We start from the raw sequence: 24,372 nt of genomic DNA on the forward strand, positions 1-24,372 counted from the left end.
CTTTAATTGAGGAAGGCTGTCTGCTATTCTCCCTGATTATTGGCCCTCTCGCCTGGCAAAACGATTTATTAACAACTTCTTAGCACAATATAAAGTACATATTCTTATGAGAGGGTTTGAATATATGTACGACAAACTCCTACTCGCTGTGGGGGTTGTATTGTTGGTGTTGCTATGGGTGCAATTTCCGGCAATGCCTGAGATGAATGCGCAGGACCACATCCGCTACACGTCAGAAGAATCTGAGGTTGTGTTACACTCCAAAGCCCGCTTCCTGAAGCCCTCCAAAGCACTCTCGCCCCGTGAAGTAATCAAGATACAACTACATGCCCTGCAACGCAACGACATGACCGACAGCGGCATTATCACCGTTTTCAATTTCTCTTCGCCTTCGAGCCGGGTCAGCCTTGGTCCTCTCAACAATTTCCGGATGAAGGTACGCGACCCGGCATACAGCCCAATGCTTAACTTCGTTTCGTACAAGACCGGGCAGATGGTCATCACAGATAATACAGCCTATCAGTTGGTGCTGGTAAAGGGAGTGAACGGGGAGAAAGTACCCTATCTGTTTATACTGGCCAAACAGCGCAAGGGCATGTACAAAGGCTGTTGGATGACCGTGGGTGTGGCCCGCCAAGACACCGATCGCCAGACAAGCCTGATTTAACGGCCACTATACCTGCAGTTTATACCTTGCTATACCTTACAAAGGCAACTCCATTTTAATATTGGCGCGCTCGTAGATGCTGGGCGGCATGGGCACTTCCACAAATCCCAATCGGTGGTAAAGGTTTATTGCCGTCTCCAGTTTCCGGTTTGACACCAGGTATACCATATGGGCACCAGCCTCGCGGGCTTTGCGAATAGCGGCCTCACCCAGCAACTTGCCTATTTTCAGTCCCTGTGCTTTGGGTGTCACAGCCATTTTAGCCAGTTCGTATACGCCACTACCTTCATTGATCAGGGCGCAGGTGCCCACTATCTCGCCCTGGTAGCTAGCCATTATAATGAAGCCTCCTTTATCAATAATGTAACTTACAGGGTTGCTCAGGGATTTGTAGTCCGCCTCCTCCATCACAAAGTAGCGGGTAATCCACTCTTCATTCAGGGCACGGAACATGCCGGCATGCTGCGGCTCAAAATCCAGTATCTGTACAGTTGTTGCGGTGTCGGCCAATTGCATAAAGTATTCTGATTTGCTGCAAATGTACGACAAGGCACAACGCTTTTCAAACATCCGTCACACTCCTAAGAAACTGGCTGCGGCTTTACAGATATCATACATCGTTTGTATGCAGTCGTCCTGCTCTACTTCTGTTCTATCTTTTCGCCTGCATTTCAGGTATAACACATTGATCCGAAACCCCATTTTGCCATGCCTGACACCATTCCGCTTTGGTTGCCCATTGCCTATACCTTGTTTCTGCTGGTGTTGGTGCCTGTGTATTGGAAGCACTACGGCCCGGGCAATTTTCTCTGGTTTTCGGATGTGGCCCTTTTTTCTGTGGCCCTCGTGCTCTGGACGGAAAACCATTTACTGCTGAGCATGGTGGCGGTGGGTGTGTTAGGGTTGGAGCTCGTCTGGAACGTAGAATACTTCGGGCAGCTGCTCACCGGCAAACCGATGCTGGGCCTGAGCGACTATATGTTCCATCCGGACAAGAGCCTGTTTCTACGGGGGCTGTCGCTGTTTCATGTGTTTCTGCCGGCCATCGTCATCTGGCTGCTGATGGAGTGGGGCTACGACACCCGTGCGCTCTGGTACCAGACTGCCCTGACCTGGATCGTGCTGCTGCTCTCCTATATCCTCACTGATCCGAAGGAGAATGTAAACTGGGTGTTCGGTCCCGGCAACGAACCGCAAAAGGCTATCCCTCAAGGACTCTACTTTACGCTGAGCATGCTGTTTTTCCCGCTTTGCATTCTCATGCCCTCCCATTTTCTGCTGCAGTGGATTTTCAATTGAGGTATAGGCCTGTAAAAGAGCGGGCTATACCTGTCTTCTGCTCGTCTGGTACAGACACTAGCTATTCTGCGGGGAATTCGCGTCGGGCACTTTCACTTTTTCGGAGTTTTTCAACCCTGACACGACCTCAATGTTGATTCCGTCGGACAGACCGGTTTCCACCTCGCGCTTTTCAAAGGTCTGCGGAGCGGTTTCTACCTCCACGTAGGGCTTCTCCTTCTCAAACTTGAGCATGCTTTCCTTTATGGCCAGTACGTTCTCCCGCTTGTCCAGCACGATGTCGGCATTGGCGCTATACCCTGCCCGGATAAAGTCTTTCTCGTCGAGCAACACCTTTGCCCGGATCGGGAACTTGATGGAGCCTTCCTCCAGCACGCCTTTCGGGGCGATGTACTCCAGTTTGGCATTGAACACACGGCCTTCAATTGCGCCGATAGTTAGCAGCAGGTCCATGTTTTCTTTCAGCTTGCCTACCTCCGACTCGTCTATCTTTCCTTCGAATACCAGGCTGCGCATGTCAGCAACCGAGGCAATTGTGGTGCCCTCGTTGAAGTTGTTGCGCTCGATGATGGAGGTACCCACTTTCACCGGCACGTCCAGCAGCATGCCACCGATGGTAGAGTACACCAAGTTGGAGGCCTGTCCGCTGCGACGGGAGGCACCTTCGCGCACCAGCTGCAGGTTGCTCTCTGCCGATTGCAGCGCCTCGCGCTTCAGGTCGTAGTCGGCCTTATACCTGCGGAACTCCTGCTCCGCAATCGCCTTCTGGTCGTAGAGTTCCTGGTAGCGGGCCAGTTCGCGCTTGGCTTCATTAAAATTGATACGGGCCGTCTCCAGCGTATTTTGCGCGTTGTTCACGTTCACGATGTTCGGCACGATCTTGATCTTGGCCAGCAACTGTCCCTGTTTCACAATTTGCCCAGCCTCCACATACAGCTCCTCCACTATACCTGACACCTGCGACTTCACCTCCACCTCCTTGCGCGGCACAATAGAGCCCGTGGCCACCGTCTTCTTTACAATGTCTGCCGTGAAAGGCTCCTCAGTTTTATACACAATGGGGTCGGTGTTCGCTTTTTTGTAAAAGTACCTGCCCAGCCAGACGGACAGCGCCAGGAAAACGAGAACAAACAGTCCGATAAAAACCTTTTTCATAGTGGTATAATCTATTGTGTTTTTGTTGATACTCAGCTAAAATTACTCTTCCTGCAGAGCCACTACCGGGTTCACGCGGGCAGCTTTGGTGGCAGGTATAAGACCGGCCAAGGCACCTGCCACCACCAGCAGCACCGTGGCGGCAACGGCAACGCCCATGTTCACTTCCGGTGGTCCGAAGAAACCCGCCTGCACATCGTTTTTCACCATAAAGCCTTCGATCGCTGCGATCAGCCCCGTTCCTGCCAGCAAACCGATATACCCGGCCAGCCCCGTTATCACAACCGATTCCTGTATGATCAGGCTCACGATAGAGAACGGCGTGGCACCCAGGGCCTTGCGTATCCCGATCTCCTTGGTGCGTTCCTTTACCACGATCAGCATGATGTTGCCCACCCCGATGATGCCGGCGATGATGGTACCAATACTTACCAGCCAGCTAAAACCGGCTATACCTGCAAACAAGCCTTGCACATCCTGAAACTCTTTCTCCACGTTGGCCGAGCCGAATGCCTTCAGATCGGTCGGGGCCACCTTGTGCCGTTTCATCAGCAGCGTCTTTACTTTCTCCTCCACCACGGCGGCCGGTATACCTGGCTTTGGCGTCATGGCAAAGAAACCAACCTGGTTGGGCTGGTTAAAGGCCTGTTGCAGCGTGGTGTTCGGGATATAGATGGTCTGTGCGTCCTGGATCACATCTTCGTCCTTCCCGATTGGCTTGAACGTACCCACCACCTGAAAATAAATGCCTTTGATGCGGATATACTTGCCGATCGGGTCTTCATCTTCGCCAAACAAAAGCGCCAGCGTACGGGGGCCAACCACTGCCACTTTGCGGCGCTCATTTATGTCCTTTTGATTGATGAACCGGCCATTGACCACGTTAGTTGGCTTCACTAGCAGCACCTCCGGCGTTTCTCCGTTCACGGTGAAGGCGGAGCTTTTGGCACCGTACACCACCGAGAAACTACCCCGCAACTGATTGCTCGGCGCAATAACAGCCACCTCCGGCACGAAGGCACGAATGGCTGCGATGTCGTCGTTCGTCATCTGGATGAACCTGCCTGCTTTTAGTCCCATGTAGGGCACACTGGTGCGCTGCGTCCAGACAAACACCGCATTCTTGGCGACGTTAAACTCCGCCGTTATCCCTTTCTCGAGTCCACGCCCGGCTCCCAACAGCAGCACTAACATGAAAATGCCCCAGAACACACCAAAAGCCGTGAGCGCCGTGCGGAGCTTGTGCTTTTTAACAGTGTTGTAGATCTCGGTCCATTTATCGATGTCGATCATAGTCTAGTTTTGATTGAGTGAATGAGCGATTGAGTGAGTGTCTAAAATTTTAAATTTTGATTGTGCGAATAGGTATGTTGTTTCTTTTGGTCTATACTGTTAGCTATACCTTTTCTTTTGCTTTTAAAATATCCTGAATGACGCAACACGAGCATAATATTCACACATTAATTCATTCACTCAATCACTCATTCAAAATTAAATTAATCCGCCCTCAGCGCCTCAATCGGTTTGATCCTGGCGGCTTTCAGGGCCGGCATCAAACCTGCCAGAGCGCCCGATATCACCAGCACTAGGGTAGCTGCCAAAGCCACGCCAGGGTCCACCTCGGGGTTGGCGAAGAAAGGTGCTTCCGTTCCCGACGACTCCATCAAGTACTCCAGCCCAGCCAGTACGCCGGTTCCGGCCAGTAAGCCCATGTAACCCGAAAAAGCCGTAATAACCACTGACTCCTGCAGGATCAGGCTCACGATGGAGAGCGGCGTGGCACCCAGAGCCTTGCGCACACCGATCTCGCGGGTGCGTTCTTTCACAATGATGAGCATGATGTTACTCACGCCCACTATACCTGCGATCAGGGTGCCTATACCTACGATCCAGACAAATATCCTGATCCCATTGAACAGGCCCATCACTTTTAGAAACTCTGCCTCCGTGTTTTCTACCCCGATGGCCATTTTATCTTCACCGGAGAATTTGTGCCGTGCTGCCAGCAGGTTTCGCATGCGGGCCTCCATTTCTTTGGCGCTCACGCCAGGCTCAGCCACCAGGGCCATCATCTGTACCTGGTTACTCTGGTTGAAAGCTGCCTGCAGTGTCGAGAAAGGTATGTAGGCCCGCTCCTCACGACGGCTGCTGTTATTGCCGCGCATCTTAAAGGTACCGACCACCTTGAAGTGAATACCCCGGATATTGACGTACTCGCCCACCGGGTCCGCCTCCCCGAACAGTACCTTGCTCACCTGGTCGCCGATCACCACGACCTTGCGCTTTTGACGCTCGTCGTACTCGTTCAGCAAACGCCCCCGGAAAGGAATTTCGCCATTGATTGCGAGGAAACCAGGTTCAGCTCCAAACACCTGGTACGAGCCGTTTTTGGTTTTATAGTTGATGGTATACTCGCCCATCACCCGGTTGCGGGGCGCCAATAGCCGGACATCGCTGATGTCGCGTTCCATTGCCCCAAGATCCTGGTTCGTAAATTTGATTTCCCGCCCGGGCGACATGCCTTTATGGGCGAGTGCGGTCTTGCCGCTCCACACATAAATACTGTTTTTCGCCCCAGCCCCGAAGCGGTTGTACACACCATTCTCCAGTCCTTTGCCGGCACCGAGCAGCAACACCAGCATAAAAATCCCCCAAAACACGCCAAAAGCCGTCAGGAATGTCCGCAGCTTGTTCTTCTGCATTGTTCCCAATATCTCTTGCCATTTGTCTAGGTCGAACATGTATTTAGTTGCTGATTGTTAACTGTTGATTGTTTTCGGTCAGACTTAACTTTTAGCGGCTACTGCCTCTGCTGCCAGTATCGCATCGTCTGTACTGTGGTCGTTATGCACAATCAGGCCGTCTTTGAGCCTGATCACGCGGTGCGTCTGGGCGGCTATGTCGTTTTCGTGGGTTACTATCACGACGGTCATGCCTTTGTTATTCACATCCTTGAAGATGTCCATCACATCGTAAGAGGTCTGGGTGTCGAGTGCCCCCGTCGGTTCGTCGGCCAGGATCAGTTTGGGCTGTGAGATCAACGCCCTGGCAATGGCGACCCGCTGTTTCTGCCCGCCTGACATTTCGCTGGGGGAGTGCTCCGCCCAGTCTTTCAGGCCCACCCTGTCGAGGTACTCCAAGGCCAGTTTGTTGCGCTGCTTGCGGCCCACATTCTGGTAGTAAAGTGGCAAGGCCACGTTTTCCATAGCATTTTTGAAAGAAAGCAGATTAAAGGACTGGAACACAAAGCCCAGAAATTTATTGCGGTAGTAAGCCGCCTTCGCAGCAGACAGGTTACGGATGGGCGTGCCTGCCAAGGTATAGCTGCCGTTGTCGTAATCGTCGAGGATGCCGAGGATATTGAGCAAAGTGGATTTGCCGGAGCCCGAGGACCCCATGATCGAAACCAGTTCGCCCTCCTCTATGAGCATATCGATTCCCTTGAGCACATGCAGTTTGTTGTGCCCCACCGCATAGTATTTGTGTATATTTTCCAGCTGGATCATAGGCGGCAGACAGTAGTGGTGGCAAATAAATTACAAGTATTCGCTTTGCAAATTGCACTATATAGTGCTAAATTTTCTGAACTTTATACCTACAGCGGCATTATCTCGATTGACAGGTATAGTTTATCTATCAATCAAGTTGCTATTTGGCAGGCAAGCTTCCGTTACCCTCGCGCTAATTTGAGTTGAATCGAAACGCCGTACACGGTTATTTTGCCGTGCTCATCATTTTGCCGTGCTCATCATAAAGATGAAAAAGACTGAGGGTCGGTTGCCTGCGGTTTGGTGAAAATTTTGCCAACGGCCCTCTCCTCTGCGTAAAAAAGCTATGCGATACACGGATGTACCTGCGCCGATTCTCTTTCACCCGCTCAAGCATCACCTGGGGTATATCCGGGAGTTTATAAAGGAGCAAGCAACCGCAGAAGAAGTGACACTTATCGCGCAACTCCAAACAATAGGCAGTTCACAGCTCGATCTATACCTGGGTAAGCTATCAACTCAACAGATTGCCCAAGAGACAATCCTATATCTAGAGTCGCAGCATATCCTCGAACCTGAAGCTTATCAGCTATACCTATCCAATAGCGAGGCAAACTACGGGTTGCTTACTCTGTCTGACGGAAGCAAGTGGGTGCTACGATGGGGCGTAGTGAAAGGAAGGCATGTGCATTTGCACCCAGCAAGGTATAGCCAGCACACGATCAGAGTGAAGGCTAATACACTGAAAACAGCTGTGGCTACATTGTTAGCATTGAAACGTGTAAGTGCTGCAGCGTCAGACCTATCACTGATCAACCACGCTCGCGTACAATGGCTGGAGCTGGCGCCTATACCTACTTATTTACCTGAAGAAGGCTTGGGAAAGATGTTCAACCTACTGCAGCAGTAACCGCTTATCCTGCTATTCCTTCCTGTTGGCATTTTCGATCAACTCCATGAAGTTATCCTTAAAGGTGTCGCCAACAGGTATAACGGCATCGCCGATAAAGATCCGGTTCCTCTCAATTGAGTCGATTTTATCAAGTGAGATGATATAAGACTTGTGCACCCGTACAAACTGCTGCGCAGGCAACTGCTCCTGCATCTTTTTGATGTTCCGGAGTGATAAGATACGCTCGTGGCGGGTGTAGATGGACACGTAGTTTTGCAACCCCTCCACATACAGAATATCATCCAGCCTCACCTTCACGATCTTGTATTCCGTCTTCACAAAAATAAAACTCCGGTTACTTGTCTCTGGGGTTCTTTCTTCTGCCTGAGCCGGGGGCATAGCAGCGACAGATGGGGGACTGACCTCCAGTTGTTGTCGTGCCTTCTGTGCTGCTTTGTAAAACCTATCAAAAGCAATCGGCTTGAGCAGGTAGTCCACCACGTTGTGTTCATAACCCTCCAGCGCATACTCGGTGTAAGCCGTTGTCAGGATAACCCGACACTTGTCACCGATGATTTTCATGACCTGTATACCTGTCAGCTCGGGCATCTGGATGTCCAAAAAGATCAGGTCTATTTGTTCCCGTTCTATTAGTTTCAGTGCCTCCAAAGCGCTGGTGGTGCTGGCCACAAGCTCTAAAAAGTCTATCTTCCGAATATAATCAGTCAGGATGTCCAGCGCCAGTGGCTTGTCATCTACTAAAAGGCAGCGTATTGTTTTCATTTGGTTATTCATCTCAGGCTTAGTAGGCTCCGGCAGGTATAGCTTGGTGCTCGTTTGGTTGACTTGATTTCATGGCATTTAATTGCAGTGCCAGTTCTACTTTGAAGGTATGCGGCTCGTCTGTAATCTCCAGGGTATAGCAATCAGGATATAATAGCTCCAGCCGGCGCCGTACATTCACCAGCCCTATACCTCCTGTTCTGTCTTTCTGGTCATTGTTCTTCCAGTTAAGCACCTTAAACAATAAAGTATTACCTTCCACAGCTAGATTGATGTGGATCGGATGGTTTGGATCATCGCACACACCGTGTTTGAAGGCATTCTCCACAAAAGCGATCAGCACCAGCGGCGAAATCAGCTTTTGGTCAGTAGCTCCCTCTTTCTCAAACTCAATAAAAGCATGGCCTTTCAAACCGATGCGCTGCAGGTCTATCACATCCTCCAGGTATGCTACCTCCTTCGAGAGCAGCACTTTGTCTGCCTCGCTTTCGCGTAGCATGTAGCGCAGCAGTGCCGACAACTTAAGCAATGCCTCCGGAGCCAGATCAGATTTCTGGTAGGTGAGTGAGTAAATGTCATTGATGGTATTAAAAAGGAAATGCGGATTGATCTGTGATTTCAGAAAGGCCAGCTCTGTTGCCATTTTTGCTTTCTCCAGTTCCTTTTTCTCTTCCTGTGTTTTAAAGTAATCCACTACATACCCATAGGCTATACCTAACAAGATGTACATCAGACTGCCTCTCAGCACACTCTGGAAGATCCAAACCATGGTGATTTCCCGTCCATAAGTAGCCCAATTAAAGTACTTCAACAGGATAACCTCCAGCAGATAGTGAACCGGTGTAAAAGCCACCAGCAAGGCCAATAAACTTAGCGCATAAAGTCCATACCTGCCTTTGCCAAAAAAGCGGGGTACAAGGACCAGGGCATTCAGATAAAACAGTGCTGCCGTCAATAGCGTGCGCACAAAGTCAACGGCTGTGGTTTTGTAAAGCGACGCCAGAGTATACTGGGCATCATAAAAGTAGTAGTACTGGAAACCGTAAACCGTGTCTTTGAAGAAATCGAAAAACCAAAACAGGCAATGAAACAGGATGATCTTCTTCTTATTCATCCCTAAAAATAAATGAATTGAACAGAACATCGTGGTTAAAATACAGCAACTGCCCAATTTACTTTACCAACCGTTCTACCTCGTGTAGCAAGCTGTTCGTGTAGCCAATAATCCGTTCGTAAATTGAAATAGGCAGTTGCTGTATTACTGCCGTTGCCTTCACTCAGGAGCCAGTATGTTTGTATCAGTTAAATGAAACAAGCAAACTGATATAAAAAGAAACTTTAGCTCCATGAAAAAGCCGCTCCTCCTACTTCTTACCTTCCTTGCTTCAGCTCAACTTTCTTTTGCAAAAGTATTGCCCGACTCCATCCAAACTTATGTGGTGCAGGCGCTGGACATCATGAAAAAGAACTCCCTGAAAAAGCACACGACAGACTGGGAAACGCTTTATGCCAAAACACTGGAAGATGCGAAGGCCGCTACGACAATAAGAGCCACCTATCCGGTTATAGAAAAAGCGCTGCATCGGTTGGGTGACGGGCACAGTGGCTTGTATGGCGCCGAAGTGATTGAGATATTATCGAAATACAGTTACGAGGAGGCCACTTCTCAGAAATTGCCTATGCCATCGGGACGCATGGTGGAGGGGAAGTACGCCATGATCGTTATCCCGGGCTTCGCCGCCTTTCTCAATGAAGAACAACTTGCCTTCACAGACTCCCTGCAAAGCATCATTAAAAGCCTGGATGCCCAAAAGCCGAAAGGATGGATTATAGATTTGCGCAGAAACCAGGGTGGTAACTTTGAGCCTACTATGGCAGGCTTACTCCCGATTTTAGGCGATGGCAATTGGATAGGTTATACCGATGCGGATGGTAACCTTAGACACGAAACTTATAAAAACGGCACTATCACAGGGTTGACAGATAGCCTGGAACATACGATTGCTAAACCCTATAAAGTAAAGAAACGCAACTTGCCTGTTGCAGTACTGGTGAGCAAATCCACTAGCTCTTCGGGAGAGTTTGCAGCTATCACCTTTGTCGGCAGACAACGTACCAAACTAATCGGCACCAGCACCCTGGGCCTTACCACCAGCAATCGGCCCTTTGTTTTGTCTGACGGCGCCTGGCTGAACCTGACCACTACAAAAGCCACTGACCGGAACGGCAAGGTATACGGTAAGAGCATCACCCCTGATGTTGAGCTTAGCCTGACTGACAAAGAAAAAGAAAATAACGCACTATACCTGGAGGCAGCAATCAAACATCTCAAAAACGCCAGGAAATAAGAAAGGCCACCCCTAGGGATGGCCTTTCTTATTAGCGACTAGTTATTCACCAGGTCAGCTCTCGATACTTTTCGGTTGTTGACTTGTGTGTACTTGAAGTCTTCATCTCCATCGAACACGGCTTTTTGCAGATTCATCTCATTCGCCACTTTCGTGTATTTGAAGTTAGCCAAGCCCCCGAAGTTTGCTTGCCTGAAGTCGGCGTCTTTGCTGAATTTCGCATACTTAAAGTTAGCCTCTCTTTTGAAGGAAGCATTTTCAAAGCTGGCCACCTGTGGAAAAGCAACGTATTTGAAATTGGCTTCTTCCCCAAACTTCGCGTTTCTGAAATCCGCGGATCTGGAGAACTTGCTATACTTGAACAGCGCCTCTTGCTGGAAGCGGCTTCCTGCAAACGACACGTCTCCCTTGAATTCAGAATATTTAAATGCATTGCTGCCTTCAAACACACAGTTCTCAAAGCGCACCGCTTTTTCGAAATTAGTGTTGTATACCTCGTTCTTGCTGTTATCGCGTTGCCAGTTGCCTTGCTTGCCCTCCGGGTTGAAATATGCCAGCACATCGCCCTTGAAAGTACAGTTCACGAAAGTTAGAGGAGCAGTCACGGTACTGATATACTCCCGGGTGTTATACCTGTTGTCCGGTTCTTTCTCCAGCTTCATGTTCTGGAGCTGTGTCATGTCTAGGTTCCCCACAATCTCGACGTCTTTATAAGAAACAGCCTCGCCGCGGTTGATCTTGGCAATGATTTCGGAGGCGTTGACACGCGTTTGAGCCCATGTGAAGAGCGGCAGCATCAATAAAATCAGGAGTAGAGGTAATTTTTTCATGGCATGTATGATATGTAGTGGAGTTAACATTGACGATTCATGCCATAAAGATGAGACCGGCCCCGCAAAGGTTGCCTGCGGGCCAAATTAATTTCCCCCATCATGCCATTGCATGACCAATTTGAATGCAGGAATAATTTCGGCTCACGCCATGAAGGAGCGTAATGTTTGGGTGGGATTTGGGTTAGAGCAAAACACCAGGTTGTATGCCGATGCACTTTACGTTGGAAAGGAAACAAGGCTCTATTAATCCTCGAGCAACTGCATTACCGCTTTGGCTACGATCCAGTACGTGAGAAAACTGAAAACGAAGACCATGCAGAAAATCATCCCTATCTCAAGAAAATCAGCACCAATGCTTTGACTAGTGAAGCTTGCCACTAAAAAAGGTAGGAAAACGCCTAACCCAAACAGCAATCTGAGTGTTTTTTCGGGGAGGTATTTGGACTGTCTCATGGCAAGTGTATATTTAATTTTTCATATTAAACCTTAACGTAAAAGCCACAAAACAAGTTTTATCACTATATAGCAATAAAAAACAGCACCACCCCTCAGGGATGGTGCTGCCAATCAATCTTATTCAGATTTGGTTAAATATGTAGGGCGCGGTTTTCCGTCGCTGCCAGGCAAGCTTCTTTCACGGCCTCCGCGTAGGTTGGGTGCGCATGGCTCATGCGGGAGATATCCTCTGCCGAAGCACGGAACTCCATTGCCACCACCGCCTCTGCAATCAGGTCTGCTATACGTGGCCCGATCATGTGCATGCCCAGAATCTCGTCTGTCTCCTTGTCGGCCAGCACCTTCACGAAACCGTCGGTATCCATCGATGCCTTGGCACGCCCTGATGCTTTGAACGGGAAAGAACCGGCCTTGTAAGCACGGCCCTGCTCTTTTAACTGCTCTTCGGTATAACCCACACCCGCCACTTCTGGCCAGGTATACACCACACCCGGTATCAGGTTATAGTTAATGTGCGGCTTCTGGCCAACGATGGTCTCTGCCACGAACACGCCTTCTTCCTCTGCTTTGTGTGCCAGCATAGCGCCACGCACCACGTCACCAATCGCATAGATGCCCGGCACGTTGGTTTCCAGATGATCGTTCACGGCAATCATACCACGCTCGCCCATTTGCACGCCAGCGTTCTCCAGACCCAGTCCTTCGGTGTATGGCTTGCGACCAACGGAAACCAGCACGTAGTCACCATCAAAGGTCACTTCCTCACCCTTCGGGTTCTGGGCAGTCACTTTCACAACATCACCCTCATTGGTTGCGCCTGTTACTTTGTGGTTGAAGAAGAACTCAAAGCCCAGTGTTTTCTTAAGTATACGCTGCAACTCTTTGCCCAGCGCACGGTCCATGGTCGGGATGATCGAGTCCATGTATTCCACCACCTGTACCTTCGTTCCCAGACGAGCATAAACAGAACCCAGTTCCAGACCGATTACACCGCCACCGATCACAATCATTTTCTTTGGCACTTCAGTTAGCTCCAGCGCTTCTGTGGAAGTGATGATGCGTTTCTTATCGATTGGCAGGAACGGCAATGAAGTCGGCTTAGAACCAGTCGCAATGATCGTTTTATCTGTCTCGATCTGCTGCTCCTGACCGTCTATACCTGCGATCTTGATTGTGTTCTTGTTCACGAACGAACCCAGTCCGTAGTAGGTGTCGATCTTATTCTTTTTCATCAGGAAGGAGATGCCGTCGTTGTTCGACTTCACCACGCCTGCCTTGCGCTTGATCATCTGCTCCAGATTCACCTGCAGATCATTCAGCTCAATACCGTGCTCCTTAAAGGTATGCGCCGCATTGTGATAATGCTCAGATGAGTCAAGAAGTGCTTTGGAAGGTATACAACCTACGTTCAGGCAGGTACCGCCCAGCACATTATACTTTTCTATGATAGCGGTTTTCAGTCCCAGTTGCGCGCAGCGTATAGCCGCTACATACCCGCCAGGGCCCGAACCGATTACAGTAACATCGTATTTCATTTCTTTCTATACTTTGAGAGAGGTATACTCTCGTTATATGTAGTTAATTCTTCTAATTACTTGCCGTGGACAAAGACGATCATGCCTTTTGCTATACCTAGAACCACAAAAAGAAGGAGGAGCAAACTGCTTCGCTTACCCCTCCTTCCTTCGCTCAATAAATTATACTCCAAGAAGTAGTCTCATCGGATCTTCCAAAAGCTCTTTTACCCGAACCAGGAAGCTAACCGACTCACGCCCGTCAATGATGCGGTGATCGTATGAAAGTGCCAGGTACATCATCGGGCGAATCTCTACCTGTCCATTCACGGCACCCGGACGCTGCACGATGTTGTGCATACCCAGAATAGCCGACTGCGGTGCGTTGATGATCGGCGTCGACATCATGGAGCCAAACACACCACCGTTGGTGATTGTGAAGGTACCTCCTGTCATCTCGTCGATTGAAAGCTTCCCGTCACGCGCCTTCTTAGCCAGACGAATTACTTCTTTCTCGATGCCGTCCAGTGTCAGTTGCTCTGCATTGCGGATAACTGGCACCACCAGGCCTTTAGGAGAGGATACCGCGATAGAGATGTCGCAGAAATCATTGAAGATCATGTCATTCCCATCGATCTGTGCATTAACAGCCGGCCACTCCTGCAGGGCGACGGTACAAGCCTTTGTGAAGAAGGACATAAAACCTAAGCCTACTTCGTGCTTCTCCTTGAACTTGTCTTTGTACTTAGTACGGATGTCCATGATTGGCTTCATGTCTACCTCGTTGAAGGTAGTCAGCATGGCGGTCTCGTTTTTCACCTGCACCAGTCGGCGGGCAACTGTTTTGCGCAGTGAACTCATTTTCTCGCGACGCTGGTTGCGGTCACCCGTAGTAGCCTGAGCAGTTTCCTCTTGCTTCGCAGCCGGGGCTGAAGCAGCAGGTTGTGCCGCTGGTCTTGCTTGCGCACCCATCGCATCTTCTTTCGTGATACGACCGTCGCGCCCTGTACCCTGCACCTCCGCTGGGTTAATGCCTTTCTCAGAAAGGATTTTGCCGGCAGCCGGAGACGGTGTACCAGATGCATAAGTCTGTGCTCCAGATGGAGCGGCGGCAGCTGGCTGTGATGGCTGTTGAGCAGCCGGAACACTTGGCTGAGCAGCTGGCTGCGCAGCGCCTGCACCAGCACCTGCCACGATGCGGCAAAGCAATCCACCGATCTCTACTGTATCACCCTGCTGGGCTACGATCTGCAAAGTACCCGCAGCTTCGGCTGGCAGCTCAAACGTTGCCTTGTCAGACTCCAATTCTGCGATTACCTCGTCCATTTCTACGTGGTCGCCTTCGTTTTTCAACCAGCTGGCAATTGTTACTTCTGTGATAGACTCACCTACGGTTGGCACGCGCATTTCTACAGTCTCGCCAGTGCCTTGTGCAGGCGCAGACTCCTGCGCGGCAGGTTGTGTCGCCTCAGATGTAGTCGGAGCGGCAGTTTCTTGTTTAGCGGCAGGGGCAGCTGGTGCGCTGCCTGCTTCTCCGTTTTGCTCGATGCGGCAGATCGTAGCGCCTACCTCAATGGTATCGCCTTCCTGCGCAACGATGCGTAAAATGCCTGCGGCTTCAGCGGGCAGTTCGAAGGTGGCTTTGTCAGATTCCAGCTCAGCAATCACCTCATCCATCTCCACACGGTCGCCGTCTTTCTTTAGCCATTGGGCTATGGTTACCTCGGTGATAGACTCACCTACAGCAGGCACTTTAACTTCTAAGCTCATATTTTATCAATTATGAATTACGAATTAAGGATTACGAATCATTAATAATTAATGATGAATGAATAGTGAATAATTAAACCTCACAGTCCATTCATCATTACTTATTAACCATTATTGACTAGTCATTAAATAGCAAACGCGCGTTCAACGAGATCTAACTGCTCTTTGCCGTGTATTTTATTGTATCCGGTTGCAGGAGAAGCACTTGGCTTACGGGCTATTACATCTTCCACGCCGTTTCGCATGACACGCAGGATATACATCCAGCCGCCCATGTTCTCCGGCTCTTCCTGTACCCAGTATACCTTCGCGTTCTTATATTTTTTCAGTTCGGCCTCCAGCTGCACTTTCGGGAACGGTGCCAACTGCTCCATCCGGATAATAGCTACATCCTTACGCTTGTTTTTCTGCTGCTCTTCCAACAGGTCGAAATATACCTTACCAGTGCACAGCAATACTTTCTTCACTGTCTTGGCATTAGCATAGTTGTCACCGATCACTTCTTTGAAACCACCTTGGGTGAACTCATCCAATGAAGAAACCACATCCGGGTGGCGTAGCAGTGACTTAGGCGCCATGTTGATGGCTGGCTTGCGGAACGGCAGGGCCAGCTGGCGACGCAGGAAGTGGAAGAAGTTGGCAGGAGTTGTGATATTGGTCACGAACATGTTGTTCTCGGCTGCCAGTTGCAGGAAGCGCTCAGGACGGGCATTGGAGTGCTCCGGTCCCTGACCTTCATAGCCGTGCGGCAGCAACATCACCACACCATTCATACGCTGCCACTTGGATTCTGTGGCCGATATAAATTGGTCGATCATTACTTGCGCACCGTTGGCGAAGTCACCAAACTGTGCTTCCCATATAACCAACGCATTCGGGTTAGCCATTGCATAGCCAAACTCAAAACCAAGTACGCCATACTCTGACAGGAGCGAGTTGTAGATTTCGAGCTTTACCTGATCCTCCTGAATATGGTCGAGGTTAGAGTATGGAGCGCTCGTGTTGGCGTCGCGCAATACCGCATGACGGTGTGAGAACGTACCACGTTGCACATCCTGTCCGCTCAGGCGCACCACCCGTCCTTCTGCCAGAATAGAGCCATAGGCCAGCAACTCGGCAGCAGCCCAGTTCAGTTGGCGGCTCTCAAAGAACATGTCTTTACGCTCTTTCAGAAGCTTCTCAATCTGCTTGAGCGGCTTGAAACCCTGCGGAACAGTTGTAAGCGCCTTGCCTACTTTGTCGATCACTTCCTGGGCTATACCTGTCTCAGGCGACTGGTTAAAGTCTTCTGGAGTCGAGCGACGAAGTTCTTTCCATTCCTTCTCCAAAGTCTGGTAGTTGTAAGGAAGCGGCTTTTGCTTCACCATGTCCAGGCGGTCCTGCAACATCTGACGGAACTCCTTGTCCATAGACTTAGCCAGTTCAGCGTTGATTTCACCGTGGCCGATCAGTTCCTTGTTGTATACCTCCCGTGGATTCGGGTGCTTCGAGATCAGGTTATAAAGGTGTGGCTGCGTGAACTTCGGCTCGTCCGCCTCGTTGTGGCCATGACGGCGATAGCACACCATGTCAATGAAGATATCGTTGCCGAACTTCTGACGGTATTCTGTTGCCAGGCGCACAGCAAACACCACAGCCTCCGGATCGTCACCGTTTACGTGCAGTACAGGCGCGTCAATGATTTTAGCCACATCGGTGCTATAAATAGAAGAACGGGCGTCTTCGAAGTCAGTTGTAAAACCTACCTGGTTATTGATCACAAAGTGAATGGTACCTCCTGTCTGGTAGCCTTTCAGCTTGGCCATCTGGGTTACCTCATACACGATACCTTGGCCAGCTACAGCGGCGTCGCCGTGGATTAGGATCGGTACAATTTGCTTCGGATCCCGGTCATACATACAATCGATCTTGGCACGCACAAAACCTTCCACTACCGGGTTCACTGCCTCAAGGTGCGATGGGTTCGGCGCCAGCTTCAAATTCACTTTATTGCCAGATGGGGTGTCAACTTCAGACGAGAAGCCCATATGGTACTTTACATCACCATCACCCATGGTCAGGTCCGGCACGGCTGTCCCTTCGAACTCAGAGAAAATCTGCTCATAGGTCTTGCCCATGATGTTGGCCAGCACATTCAGGCGGCCTCGGTGCGCCATCCCTATCACTACCTCTTTTGCGCCAAGCTCAGAGGCTTTATCGATGATGGCATCCAGGGCAGGTATAGTCGTTTCGCCACCTTCCAGTGAGAAACGTTTCTGGCCTAAGAATTTTGTGTGCAGGAAGTTCTCAAATACAACCGCTTCGTTCAGCTTAGAAAGAATGCGCTTTTTGTACTCAATGCCTGGGTTGAAATTAAGAGACTCATTCTCGATCTTGTTTTGTAGCCAAGAGAGCATCTCCGGATCACGGATATACATGTACTCATAGCCGATCGGGCCTTCGTATATCTTCTGCACAGCCGCCACTATATCGCGCAGTTTGGCAGGTCCGATACCGATGATCTCACCAACCTGAAAAACAGTATCCAGATCTGCTTCAGAAAGACCAAAATCTGCCAGGTCCAGCAATGCCTTGCGGTCTTTGCGCTCACGCACCGGGTTGGTTTTGGAGCGCAGGTGTCCGCGGCTGCGGTAAGCGTATATAAAGTTGCGTACCGCTACTTCTTTATCCGATTCGCCTGCTGCAACCGTGGCTTTGGCAGGGGCAGCCACTGGGGCACCCTCTTTCTCATGACCGTTTTCGTTATAAGCAGTTGAGAACTCAAAGCCCTCAAAGAATTTGCGCCATCCAAAGTCTACTGACTCCGGGTCCTGCTGATAAGACTTATAGAGTTCATCAATATAGGCCCCGTGCGCATTTGCGATGTAGGTATATTTATCCATAATTCAATTTACGGCTGTGTGTAAAGGCAAAGTTAAGAGTATTTATAACAAATCAAACTTCATGAATTCGCATAAGCAAATACACCTATCAATCAACCACCTAAGATTGTATTCAAGACCTCTATATAGCACATGATTAATGTTAGGGAAAAAACAGGGCTAGTTTACATCACATAATAAGCACTTTTGTCTCCTACATTGTTATGAAACCGGAACAATTCAGGCACTTCCGGCTCTGGTAGTTTGTTTAACCTAGAGCATTCTACGAAATCAACTTTGACCGCCAAAAAGAAACCCAAAAAATATAGCGCGAAGCCTGTCCCGCTTACAGCCCAAGAGAAAATAACCCGCTACATGCGAGGCAACAAGGCTCGTAACACAAAGCCGGAATTGTTGCTGCGCAGTATACTTTGGAACAACGGCTTACGCGGTTATCGGGTGCATTGGCGTAAAGCTCCTGGCAAGCCCGACATTTGTTACCCGGCACGACGTCTTGCCATATTTGTGCATGGTTGCTTTTGGCACCGATGCCCCTATTGTCAGCCTGCTTTCCCTAAGTCCAATCTACAGTTCTGGGAAGAAAAGTTTACTAACAATCAATTGCGCGATGAGCGTTATAAAGCCATGTACCGAGAGGCTGGATGGCAGCGGGTGGTGATATGGGAGTGCCAGCTTCGGCAAGACCTGGATAGTTGCCTGCGCCTGATCCGGGAATTGCACCGCGGGGTTCCTGGCAGTTGGGAGCTTGCTGCCTGATTAAATTCCACTGTCGCGTAACTATAGGCACGAATAAAAGTATTATCTTCAGTACCTTAACACCTAGCTATACCCTATGAAGAAAAAAATAGTCGGCCTGGCTTTTCTAAGCCTGACGGCCTTCGCCTGCAGCGAAAACGCCAGGCAAGTAGCCGAAACTGCGGATGAGAATCAGGTGACGGCAAGCGATAGCACCAACCTGCAGCCCGCACTGCAAAGTATAAATGCCAACGATCTGCTACAGCATATCAAAGTGCTGGCGTCCGATGCCTACGAAGGGCGTAGCCCTGGCACAGCCGGTGAAGATTCCACTGTGAACTACCTTACCCGCGAATTCAAAAAGTTAGGCCTGCAGCCCGGTAACCCGAATGGTACGTATGTGCAAAAAGTGCCTATGTTTGGCTTCACAGCGCAACCTAAGGCCAGTTTCACGGCGGGAGGCAAAACCATTAACCTTAATTTCCCGGATGATTACGTAGCCGTGTCGCGCCGTTTCGTGCCGGACGTGAACGTAAACAACTCTGATATAGTGTTTGTGGGTTATGGCATTGTGGCGCCGGAATATGGCTGGGACGACTACAAAGGTATAGACGTGAAGGGCAAGACCATTGTCATGCTCATTAATGACCCGCCTATACCTAGACCCGACAATGCCGATCAACTTGACAGCACCATTTTTGGCGGCAAAGCCATGACCTATTATGGCCGCTGGACTTATAAGTATGAGATTGCTGCAGAGAAAGGTGCTGCCGCCGCCATCATCATCCACGAGACTGGACCTGCAGGCTATCCTTACGAAGTAGTATCGGGTAGCTGGAGCCGGGAGAATTTTGACATCAGCAACCCCGGCAAAAACATGGATCGCGTGGCCGTGGAGTCCTGGATTACAGAAGCCAAGGCAAAAGAACTCTTCTCCGCGGCGGGCAATAACTTTGAGCAACTCAAGCGTGCAGCTGCCAATAAAGGATTCAAGCCTGTTGCCTTAAATGCCAAAGCTAATTTCACACTCAAGAATAAACTTCGTGAAATTGAGTCTCAGAACATCATCGCTAAACTAGAAGGTTCAGACCCAAAGCTTAAAGAGGAGTACGTGGTTTATACCGCACACTGGGACCATCTGGGCAAAGACGACAAACTGCAGGGGGACCAGATTTACAACGGTGCTATGGACAATGCCAGCGGCACTGCCGGCTTAATTGAACTGGCGAAGGCTTTCACAAAACTACCTGAAAAACCGAACCGCTCTATCCTGTTCCTGGCCGTGACAGCTGAAGAGAAAGGATTACTAGGCTCAAAATACTATGCTGCTAATCCGCTATACCCGCTTAACAGGACGCTCGCCAACATCAACATGGACGTACTGAATGCCTACCATCCAACCGAGGATGTAATTGTGATTGGATATGGCAACTCGTCCTTAGAGGATATACTGGCGGAAGAATCCCGCTCACAAAACAGGCGCATCGTACCGGAGGCTTCACCTGAGAAAGGCTCCTTTTATCGTTCCGACCATTTTGAGTTTGCGAAGCAAGGCGTGCCAGCCCTGTACGCCAAGTCAGGTATTATAGCCCGTAACCAGCCCGCTGATTATATTACCAAAAAGCAAGAGCAGTATACTGCTGACCATTACCATAAAGTGAGCGACGAAGTGCGGGAAGATTGGAACCTGGATGGCGCTGTGGAAGATCTGCGCTTGTTCTTCCGGGTTGGCTATCGCGTAGCCAATGGTGATACGTATCCTGAATGGCGACCTAAATCGGAATTTAAGGCCAAACGTGATAGTTCCCTTTCCAAATCCAAATAGGGCTTGAGTCAGGAAAAACTTAAAGGCACCTCCAAAGAGGTGCCTTTTTTATTGGCAGCTATGAAAGCTCAGGTCTCATTATTGTCATAAATCATCAGCAGCAACAAGCAGGCAATTAGAATAATTATAAAATTTAATAAATCAACTTAAATAGCGCTGAAGCTATCATAAACGCTAACCACACAATCACTCTTAAATACCATTGATTAACACCCATTTAAAACGCGACCACTTAAATAGTATCTAAAAAAACATATTCCAAGGGTTACCTTTTCGTATAACCAGAATAAATAAGTACAAATTTGCTTTTTTAACAAAATTTGAAGTATTATGAAAAAGACCATAAAATTAGCTTTCGCCGCATTCGCATTCTTCGCTTTTACAGCATGTAATTCTGAAACCAATACGACTACAGAAACCGAGCGTATCGAAGAAATAGAAACTGACATGGATGCCGACATGGACATGGAAGCTGACACTACAACCGTTATGGATACAACCGTAAATGACGGTGTTGCTGATGAAATTCCTGAAGAAAGACCTATCCAGTAATCTTATATAGATAATTAAGTAAAAGAGGTCCTTACCAATCAAATGGTAAGGACCTCTTTTTTATACCTATGCATTTAAGGGAAACTATATATGTAAAAGAAAAAGGCCTTCTTATGCGGATATGGCGTAATACTTGTTAAATTTAGCAGATGGAAAACTTACCTTTAACAGAGGATGGCATAGCTATTATATTGGTTGCCTCTGACGAAGCATTGCGAAATGCAGTTGCTCATCTGCAGCAGCATCAGGAGCTCGCCCTTGACTTAGAATTTGACCAAAACCGTTATACCTACGGATTCAATCTGTGCCTTATACAAATTGCAGACGGTAATGGCACATGCTATATTATAGACCCTTTTTACATCGATGATCTTAGTCCGTTATTTGCAATCATCGAGAATCCAGCTATTGCCAAAATCATACATCACTCTAATAACGATATTCTACTGCTTGACAAACTCGGCTGCCACATTAAAAACGTAGTGGATACAGATGTTGCTGCCAAAGTTATAAATTATGAGCGCTCTTCCTTAGCGACTGTCCTTAAAGAAGAATTCAATACAGAAATAGACAAATCACAACAATCCAGTAACTGGAATAAGCGCCCGTTAACGGAAGATCAACTGCGTTATGCTGCGATAGATGTTATCTACCTGCACAAAATTAAAGCGAAGTTACTGGAAGCGATTGAGAAAGAGGGACGCAGCCATTGGCTGGAAGAGGAAAACCATTTGCTGGAGCAGCTTAAGTTCACGGAGCCTGAAAACCCACATTTGCGGCTAAAACAAGCTTTCCGACTCAATTACTATCAGCAGTATATCTTAAAAGGGCTTTATGCGTTTCGAGATGAATTGGCACAGGAATTCAACAAACCAGCACCTTATGTTATACCTAACGATGCGTTAGTAGACTTAGCCAACAATCCGAATGCAGATATTCATGAATGGTTAAACCATACTAAAGGAATACACGGTGGCCTAAAGAAACCTAAAAATGAGCGCTTATTAAAGGAGGCGCTGGAAAACACAAAGAAGGCCGCAAAAGCGAATAACATCAGTGATGATTATCCAGAGCATCGTTTTCATCGCCCAATGCGCACTCCTGAGACTGAAAGACGCAAAGAGCTTCTAACAGAAGTGCAACAGAAAATTGTTGCTAAATATGGAGAGTATGCTTCTAAATTAATCATTAACCAAAGCTTAATAACAGATTATAGTCAAACCGGCCGACTCCGCTGCTCCAAAAAATATGCAACTGATATTGTCCTTCAAACAGCCAGTGAGCTAGGTATAGATATACCTGTCATGGAACCCGCTGCCCCGAAGAACTAGATCTTCTTATACCTAATACAGAAAATACCTATCACTAAGCATGAACACATTTAGAACGGAACACGACTTTCTAGGGGAAAAAGAAATTCCCAGTGAAGTATATTACGGTATTCAAACTTCGAGAGCACTTGAGAATTTTCATATAACTGGCATCCCGATCTCTAAAGAACCATTATTTATAAAAGCTTTTGCTTATGTAAAGAAAGCGGCGGCAATAGCCAACCACAAGTGTGGCGTTATAAGCAAGGAAGTAACAGATGCTATCTGTATTGCATGTGACAGGTTAATTGATGGTGAATACTTAGATCAGTTTGTAACAGATATGATCCAGGGTGGGGCAGGCACCTCTGTTAATATGAATGTAAACGAAGTGATCGCCAACATTGGATTGGAGCATATGGGCCATGCAAAAGGGACTTATAACTTTTTGCATCCAAATAATCACGTTAACTGCTCCCAGTCGACCAATGATGCCTACCCTACGGCATTCAGAATAGCGCTATACTGGAAAATACAAAGCTTTATGCAAAGCTTAGAAGCACTTCAGCAATCCTTTGGTCGCAAAGGAGAAGAGTTTCAGGAAGTATTGAAAATGGGGCGCACTCAGTTACAGGATGCTGTACCTATGACGCTTGGAGCAGAATTTCATGGTTTCTCCACAACTATAAGGGAAGACATTCAGCGTCTGAGTGAGGTTAAAATGTTGATTTGCGAGATCAATATGGGAGCTACTGCTATTGGCACCTCGATTAATGCTCCGGAAGGATACCCACTATTAGTAACTGATATATTGCGAGAAATTACAGGTATACCTGTCGTGCTGGCAGAGGACTTAATTGAGGCCACTTGCGACACTGGAGCCTATGTACAAGTATCGGGTGTCTTGAAGCGATGTGCTGTTAAAGTATCTAAAATTTGTAATGATCTTCGCTTACTGTCATCTGGACCAAGAGCTGGTTTCAACGAAATCAACCTTCCTCGTATGCAACCAGGCTCATCTATTATGCCTGGCAAAGTAAACCCGGTTATACCTGAGGTAGTTAATCAAACTGCCTATTATGTCATAGGAGCAGATATGACCATCACGATGGCTGCAGAGGCAGGTCAATTACAATTAAATGTAATGGAGCCAGTTATTGCTTACAGTCTCTTCAGCTCATTGACATACTTGGAAAATGCATGCTATACCTTACAGGCGAAATGTGTGGATGGTATAACAGCTAATGAAGAAATATGCAAGAACATGGTGATGAATAGTATAGGCATCGTAACATCGCTCAATCCTATTTTAGGTTATGAGGAGTCGGCTTCTATTGCGAAGGAAGCACTTACAACTGGCAAATCTATTCATGAAATAACCGTACTTGAGCGAAAGAGAATTACTCAAGCAAAATGGGATGAAATATTCTCTATTGAGAACTTAATTCATCCAAAGTTTATCAATATCTAAACTTATTTAGGTTCCCATAAACAAAAGAGGCGCTCCGTTTAGGGAGCGCCTCTTTTGTTTATGGGATATTTACATAGCGTACATAGTCAAACTTGCCTGTATGGGGTGGAACTGGGAAGCCCTTCCAACCTTCGCTAACTTCTGCATGCAAAGCCTGACGGTTTCATCGTTTCCCCTGTACTGCTTACCGGTTTTGGCCTGGCCTGTCGTGTCGCCCTGGCGCGGCGTCGGTTGGATTTGGTTTGGCCGGATGGGGTTGGGTTTGGCTCAAACGCGGAACGGCCCCCGTCTCTTGCGAAACGGGGGCCGTCCTGTTGTTGGGGTTGGCGGCCACCTACTCTCCCGGGTGTGACCCCAGTACCATCGGCGCAGCCGGGCTTAACTTCTCTGTT

22 protein-coding genes are annotated in these 24,372 nt (G+C 48.5%); 9 read left to right on the forward strand and 13 right to left on the reverse strand.

From position 1 onward, the window contains the following. Positions 1 to 106: 106 nt before the first annotated feature. Positions 107 to 667, forward strand: coding sequence for a DUF4864 domain-containing protein (locus H9Q13_RS15735; RefSeq protein ID WP_191184761.1), 561 nt, complete (start codon positions 107 to 109; stop codon positions 665 to 667). A gap of 36 nt (positions 668 to 703) precedes the next feature. Here the strand turns inward: H9Q13_RS15735 and H9Q13_RS15740 are convergent, their stop codons facing one another. Continuing rightward, on the reverse strand, positions 704 to 1,216 hold the full coding sequence (locus tag H9Q13_RS15740; RefSeq protein WP_224744328.1) for a GNAT family N-acetyltransferase: 513 nt from the start codon (positions 1,214 to 1,216) through the stop codon (positions 704 to 706). Positions 1,217 to 1,375: 159 nt separating this feature from the next. Between H9Q13_RS15740 and H9Q13_RS15745 the strand changes: the two genes are divergently transcribed. After that, positions 1,376 to 1,966, forward strand: a complete 591-nt coding sequence (locus H9Q13_RS15745) for a membrane-associated protein (RefSeq protein WP_191184762.1) — start codon at positions 1,376 to 1,378, stop codon at positions 1,964 to 1,966. 57 nt (positions 1,967 to 2,023) lie between these two features. Here H9Q13_RS15745 and H9Q13_RS15750 read toward each other — a convergent pair whose 3' ends face one another. The 4 genes from H9Q13_RS15750 to H9Q13_RS15765 form a co-directional block, all read right to left on the reverse strand. Beyond that, positions 2,024 to 3,121, reverse strand: a complete 1,098-nt coding sequence (locus H9Q13_RS15750) for an efflux RND transporter periplasmic adaptor subunit (RefSeq protein ID WP_191184763.1) — start codon at positions 3,119 to 3,121, stop codon at positions 2,024 to 2,026. A gap of 42 nt (positions 3,122 to 3,163) precedes the next feature. After that, complete coding sequence (locus tag H9Q13_RS15755) at positions 3,164 to 4,414, reverse strand: ABC transporter permease (protein ID WP_191184764.1); 1,251 nt, start codon at positions 4,412 to 4,414, stop codon at positions 3,164 to 3,166. 203 nt (positions 4,415 to 4,617) lie between these two features. Then, the gene (locus tag H9Q13_RS15760; RefSeq protein ID WP_191184765.1) at positions 4,618 to 5,862 is read right to left on the reverse strand and encodes an ABC transporter permease; all 1,245 of its coding nucleotides are present in this window, start codon (positions 5,860 to 5,862) and stop codon (positions 4,618 to 4,620) included. A 45-nt stretch (positions 5,863 to 5,907) separates the two neighbouring features. Continuing rightward, the gene (locus tag H9Q13_RS15765) at positions 5,908 to 6,627 is read right to left on the reverse strand and encodes an ABC transporter ATP-binding protein (protein ID WP_191184766.1); all 720 of its coding nucleotides are present in this window, start codon (positions 6,625 to 6,627) and stop codon (positions 5,908 to 5,910) included. A 328-nt stretch (positions 6,628 to 6,955) separates the two neighbouring features. Here H9Q13_RS15765 and H9Q13_RS15770 point away from each other — a divergent pair, with 328 nt between their 5' ends. Beyond that, positions 6,956 to 7,519 (forward strand): hypothetical protein, encoded by a 564-nt coding sequence (locus H9Q13_RS15770; RefSeq protein ID WP_191184767.1) that lies wholly within the window; start codon positions 6,956 to 6,958, stop codon positions 7,517 to 7,519. Positions 7,520 to 7,531: 12 nt separating this feature from the next. Here the strand turns inward: H9Q13_RS15770 and H9Q13_RS15775 are convergent, their stop codons facing one another. Next, positions 7,532 to 8,284 carry a LytR/AlgR family response regulator transcription factor gene (locus H9Q13_RS15775; RefSeq protein WP_191184768.1) on the reverse strand — a complete coding sequence of 251 codons (753 nt, stop codon included), beginning with the start codon at positions 8,282 to 8,284 and terminating at the stop codon, positions 7,532 to 7,534. 19 nt (positions 8,285 to 8,303) lie between these two features. Next, positions 8,304 to 9,398: a sensor histidine kinase gene (locus H9Q13_RS15780; protein ID WP_191184769.1), complete on the reverse strand. Its 1,095-nt coding sequence runs from the start codon at positions 9,396 to 9,398 to the stop codon at positions 8,304 to 8,306. Positions 9,399 to 9,630: 232 nt separating this feature from the next. Here H9Q13_RS15780 and H9Q13_RS15785 point away from each other — a divergent pair, with 232 nt between their 5' ends. Then, the gene (locus H9Q13_RS15785) at positions 9,631 to 10,632 is read left to right on the forward strand and encodes a S41 family peptidase (protein WP_191184770.1); all 1,002 of its coding nucleotides are present in this window, start codon (positions 9,631 to 9,633) and stop codon (positions 10,630 to 10,632) included. A gap of 38 nt (positions 10,633 to 10,670) precedes the next feature. Here H9Q13_RS15785 and H9Q13_RS15790 read toward each other — a convergent pair whose 3' ends face one another. The 5 genes from H9Q13_RS15790 to H9Q13_RS15810 all read right to left on the reverse strand — a co-directional run bounded on the left by H9Q13_RS15790 (position 10,671) and on the right by H9Q13_RS15810 (position 18,087). After that, on the reverse strand, positions 10,671 to 11,462 hold the full coding sequence (locus H9Q13_RS15790) for a pentapeptide repeat-containing protein (RefSeq protein ID WP_191184771.1): 792 nt from the start codon (positions 11,460 to 11,462) through the stop codon (positions 10,671 to 10,673). A 246-nt stretch (positions 11,463 to 11,708) separates the two neighbouring features. Then, a complete protein-coding gene (locus H9Q13_RS15795; protein ID WP_191184772.1) occupies positions 11,709 to 11,918 on the reverse strand; it encodes a hypothetical protein in 210 nt (69 codons plus the stop codon). 134 nt (positions 11,919 to 12,052) lie between these two features. After that, a complete protein-coding gene (gene lpdA / locus H9Q13_RS15800; RefSeq protein ID WP_191184773.1) occupies positions 12,053 to 13,456 on the reverse strand; it encodes a dihydrolipoyl dehydrogenase in 1,404 nt (467 codons plus the stop codon). A gap of 162 nt (positions 13,457 to 13,618) precedes the next feature. Next, on the reverse strand, positions 13,619 to 15,205 hold the full coding sequence (gene odhB, locus H9Q13_RS15805; protein ID WP_191184774.1) for a 2-oxoglutarate dehydrogenase complex dihydrolipoyllysine-residue succinyltransferase: 1,587 nt from the start codon (positions 15,203 to 15,205) through the stop codon (positions 13,619 to 13,621). Between the two features lie 125 nt (positions 15,206 to 15,330). Further along, entirely contained in the window at positions 15,331 to 18,087 is a 2,757-nt protein-coding gene (locus H9Q13_RS15810; protein WP_191184775.1) for a 2-oxoglutarate dehydrogenase E1 component, read from the reverse strand. Positions 18,088 to 18,363: 276 nt separating this feature from the next. Between H9Q13_RS15810 and H9Q13_RS15815 the strand changes: the two genes are divergently transcribed. The 5 genes from H9Q13_RS15815 to aspA all read left to right on the forward strand — a co-directional run bounded on the left by H9Q13_RS15815 (position 18,364) and on the right by aspA (position 23,980). Then, positions 18,364 to 18,843, forward strand: a complete 480-nt coding sequence (locus H9Q13_RS15815) for a very short patch repair endonuclease (protein ID WP_191184776.1) — start codon at positions 18,364 to 18,366, stop codon at positions 18,841 to 18,843. Between the two features lie 76 nt (positions 18,844 to 18,919). Further along, positions 18,920 to 20,647, forward strand: coding sequence for a M28 family metallopeptidase (locus H9Q13_RS15820; RefSeq protein ID WP_191184777.1), 1,728 nt, complete (start codon positions 18,920 to 18,922; stop codon positions 20,645 to 20,647). A 330-nt stretch (positions 20,648 to 20,977) separates the two neighbouring features. Next, positions 20,978 to 21,199, forward strand: coding sequence for a hypothetical protein (locus H9Q13_RS15825; RefSeq protein WP_191184778.1), 222 nt, complete (start codon positions 20,978 to 20,980; stop codon positions 21,197 to 21,199). Positions 21,200 to 21,348: 149 nt separating this feature from the next. Next, positions 21,349 to 22,530: a ribonuclease D gene (locus H9Q13_RS15830; protein ID WP_191184779.1), complete on the forward strand. Its 1,182-nt coding sequence runs from the start codon at positions 21,349 to 21,351 to the stop codon at positions 22,528 to 22,530. 40 nt (positions 22,531 to 22,570) lie between these two features. Then, the gene (gene aspA / locus H9Q13_RS15835; RefSeq protein ID WP_191184780.1) at positions 22,571 to 23,980 is read left to right on the forward strand and encodes an aspartate ammonia-lyase; all 1,410 of its coding nucleotides are present in this window, start codon (positions 22,571 to 22,573) and stop codon (positions 23,978 to 23,980) included. A gap of 134 nt (positions 23,981 to 24,114) precedes the next feature. Here aspA and H9Q13_RS18065 read toward each other — a convergent pair. After that, positions 24,115 to 24,372 (reverse strand): hypothetical protein (locus H9Q13_RS18065; RefSeq protein ID WP_224744329.1); only part of this gene is annotated, 258 nt, incomplete at its 5' end.

Origin of the sequence: Pontibacter aquaedesilientis, from assembly GCF_014773225.1 — a bacterium.
Taxonomy (GTDB): Bacteria; Bacteroidota; Bacteroidia; order Cytophagales; family Hymenobacteraceae; genus Pontibacter; species Pontibacter aquaedesilientis.